This window comes from Rhizobacter sp., from assembly GCF_031412075.1.
In the GTDB taxonomy this organism is placed as follows: Bacteria; Pseudomonadota; Gammaproteobacteria; order Burkholderiales; family Burkholderiaceae_C; genus Rhizobacter.
On sequence record NZ_JANOCG010000473.1, the window covers coordinates 1 to 3,674 of the forward strand.

General features: G+C 66.6%; 3 protein-coding genes. All 3 read right to left on the reverse strand.

What is annotated here, in order from left to right; genetic code table 11:
* The coding region (locus RMO40_RS17820; protein WP_489660189.1) for an MraY family glycosyltransferase at positions 1–692 on the reverse strand (692 nt) is incomplete at its 3' end.
* Positions 682–2,118 (reverse strand): UDP-N-acetylmuramoyl-tripeptide--D-alanyl-D-alanine ligase, encoded by a 1,437-nt coding sequence (locus RMO40_RS17825; protein WP_309724295.1) that lies wholly within the window; start codon positions 2,116–2,118, stop codon positions 682–684. The genes RMO40_RS17820 and RMO40_RS17825, both read right to left, overlap by 11 nt.
* Positions 2,118–3,668: a UDP-N-acetylmuramoyl-L-alanyl-D-glutamate--2,6-diaminopimelate ligase gene (locus tag RMO40_RS17830; protein ID WP_309724297.1), complete on the reverse strand. Its 1,551-nt coding sequence runs from the start codon at positions 3,666–3,668 to the stop codon at positions 2,118–2,120. The genes RMO40_RS17825 and RMO40_RS17830 overlap by 1 nt, the downstream gene beginning before the upstream one ends.
* Positions 3,669–3,674: the final 6 nt, after the last annotated feature.

A 3,674-nucleotide genomic window follows, 5' to 3' on the forward strand; every position in this document is an offset into this window, starting at 1 on the left:
GGCATGATGGCCAGGCCGTCGAGCCCGTCGGTCAGGTTCACCGCGTTGCTGGTGCCCACGATCACGAGGTAGGTGAGGATGATGAAACCGAACACGCCCAGCGGGTAACTCACGCTCTTGACGAAGGGGATCAACAGGTCCGCCTTGGGCGGCAGGTCGTTCGAGAAGCCGCTTTGCACCCAGCGCAAGAAGAGTTCGAGCACCCGCAGGTTCGAGGTTTCCGACACGCTGAAGGCGAGGTAGAGCGCCGCCACCAGCCCGATCAACGACTGCCAGAAATACTTCTCGCGCGAGCGCATGCCTTCGGGGTTCTTGTGCACCACCTTGCGCCAGTCATCGACCCAACCGATGGCGCCGAAACCCAGCGTCACCAGCATCACGATCCAGACGAAGCGGTTGCTCCAGTCGAACCACAACAAGGTGGAGATGCCGATGCCGATGAGGATCAGCACACCGCCCATGGTCGGCGTGCCGCTCTTGGCGATGTGCGCCTGCACGCCGTACTCGCGGATCGGCTGGCCGATCTTGAGCGCGGTGAGACGGCGAATCACCCACGGGCCGAAGGCCAGGCCGATCAAGAGCGAAGTCATGGCCGCCAGCACGGCACGGAAAGTGAGGTACTGGAAAACGCGCAAAAACCCGAGCTGGTCGGGGTACAGGGTTTGCAGCCACTGGGCCAGGCTAAGCAGCATGTTGTGGGGCTCCTTGTTGTTGTGCTTCGGAGTTGGCTTGCGCGGGTGTGTCGATCAGCGCAGCCACCACCTGTTCCATCTTCATGAAGCGCGAGCCCTTCACCAGCACCGAGGCGCAGTCGGGCGCGGCCTTCAGCGCCGCGAGCAGCTCGGCCACGCTGTTGAAGTGGCGTGCGCGGCCCTTGTGATCGCCACCACCAAACGCGTCGGCGGTGTAGCGGCTCAGCGAGCCCGCCGTCCACACGTGGTCGATGCCATGGGTGCGTGCATACGCCCCCACCTCGCGGTGAAACGCCGGGCCCTGGTCGCCCACTTCACCCATGTCGCCCAGCACCAGCCAACGTGGCCCCGACAGCGAAGCCAACACTTCGACGGCCGCGCGGGCCGAGTCGGGGTTGGCGTTGTAGGTGTCGTCGACCAGGGTGACCGGCACACCTTGCACACGTGCCTTCTTCAGCTGCGAGCGGCCCTTGACGGGCTCGAAGGCCTCCAGCCCGCGCACGATGGCGTCGAGCGGGCAACCCGCAGCCAGCGCACACGCGGTGACGGCCAGCGCGTTCTTCACGTTGTGCCAACCGGCAATGCGCAACTGCACCGCGTGAAAGCCGGCGGGCGTGTGCAACATCAGCGACCAATGGTCGTGTGCCCACTCGGCATCGGCCGTCACATCGGCTTCACCGCGCAAGGCGAAGGTGAGCGTGGGGCGCTTGCCGGCGAGTTGGTGCCAGAGCGGCGCAAACGCATCGTCGGCTGGGAACACCGCCACACCGGCCGGGCCCAGGGCTTCGATCACAGTGCCGTTTTCGCGCGCCACGGCTTCGACCGTGGCCATGAATTCCTGGTGCTCACGTTGCGCGTTGTTGACCAGCGCGACGCTGGGCATCGTCATCGCCGCGAGCGAGGCAATCTCGCCGGGGTGGTTCATGCCCAGCTCGACCACGCCGGCGCGGTGGTGGGTGGTTTCGTCCTGGCGCAAGCGCAGCAGCGTGAGCGGCACGCCGATGTCGTTGTTGAAGTTGCCCTGGGTCGAAAACGCGCCCTCGCCCCACCAGGCCTTCAACACCGAGGCCAGCATCTGCGTGACAGTCGTCTTGCCGTTGCTGCCGGTCACTGCGATCAGCGGCAGTTGAAAACGTGAACGCCACGCGGCGGCCAATGCGCCGAGCGCTTGTTTGCTGTCGCCCACCTGCAAACCCGGCAGGCCGGCTTCGGCCAGACCACGTTCGGCGAGGCCCGCCACGGCACCAGCGGCATGCGCCTGCGGCAAAAAGTCGTGTGCGTCGAAACGCTCGCCACGCAACGCAATGAACAAGTCGCCGGCTTGCAGGCTGCGGGTGTCGGAGTGCACACGCATAACGCCCACACTGCCGTCACCCACCAAGGTGGAACCGGGCAGCAAGGCGTGCGCTTGAGCCAGCGTCATCATCATGGCTGCACCCTACCCGCCAACGCGGCCTGCGCCTCTTCCACATCGGAGAACGGGTGTTTGACGCCCGCAATCTCTTGATCGGGTTCATGGCCCTTGCCAGCGATCAGGATCACGTCGTTCGGCTTCGCCTGCGTCACTGCATGCACGATGGCTGCGCGCCGGTCTTCGATCACCAGCGCACGCTCAGGCCGCACCATGCCGGCGGCAATCTGTTTGAGGATCTCGGCAGGCGGTTCATTGCGCGGGTTGTCGCTGGTCACCACCACCTGGTCGGCCTGGCGTTCGGCGATGGCACCCATCAGCGGGCGCTTGGTGGCATCACGGTTGCCACCACAGCCAAACACGCCCCACAGCCGGCCGCCACGCTCTTTCGCCAAGGGGCGCAGGGCTTGCAAGGCCTTTTCCAATGCGTCGGGCGTGTGGGCGTAGTCGACCACCACGGCCGGTGAAGTCCGTTCGCCCTGAGCTTGTCGAAGGGCTTCGACAGGCTCAGCCCGAACGGAGACACTTTGCATGCGGCCGGGCACGGCCGTGAGCTGCGCACACACGCGCGCCGCATCCACCAAGGGCACACCGAGCGCGCGCAAACCGCCGATCACGGCCAACAGGTTGGAGACGTTGTAGTCGCCGATCAAGCCGCTGCGCACCTCGACGGCCTCAGCGTTTTCATTCAGCGTGAAGGCCAGGCCGCCATCGCGGTAGGCGATGTTGCTGGCCAGCAGGCGGGCCGATTTTTTCGCGCTGTAGGTCCACACATCGAGGCCGGTGAGACTGGGCGCGAGTGCCGCCCCACGCTCGTCGTCGACGTTGAGCACCGCCGCGCGCAGGCCCGGCCAGGCAAAAAGCTGGGCCTTCGCTTGCCAGTAGGTCTCCATGTCGCCGTGGTAGTCGATGTGGTCACGCGTGAGGTTGGTGAACAAGCCCACGCCGATGCGCGTGCCGGCCATGCGCTGCTCGACAATGCCGATCGACGAGGCCTCGATCGCGCAGGCCGCAAAGCCGCTGTCGACAAACCGGCGGAAGGCGGTTTGCAGCGTCACCGGGTCGGGTGTGGTGAGGCCGGTGGACAAGATCGACGCCGAGGGCGCGGCCGAAGACGGCGGCTCGCCCACCCCCAGCGTGCCGACCACGCCGCAGCGCCGACCGAGCAGGCTCAGCGACTGAGCCACCCACCAGGCCACCGAGGTCTTGCCGTTGGTGCCGGTGACCGCCACCACGTCGAGCTGCTGGCTGGGGTGGTTGAGGTAGGTGCTGGCCAGCGGGCCGGTCGCGGCCTTCAAGCCGGACATGGTGGCCACCCGCGTGGCGTCGAAGCCAAACGATTCGGCACCCTTGGCTTCGACGATGCAGGCCGCAGCACCGGCCGCGAGCGCAGCAGGCACGAACTGCCGGCCGTCGTTGGCGTAGCCCGGCCAGGCGATGAAGGCGTCACCGGCCTGCAGGCGGCGGCTGTCGGTGCCGAGGTTGTGCACGCCACGGCTGCGCAGCCAGGCCACGGCGCTGCCCACGTCACGAAGTTGAGTCAGGTTGGAGCTTGTGGCCGGCATCAGAAG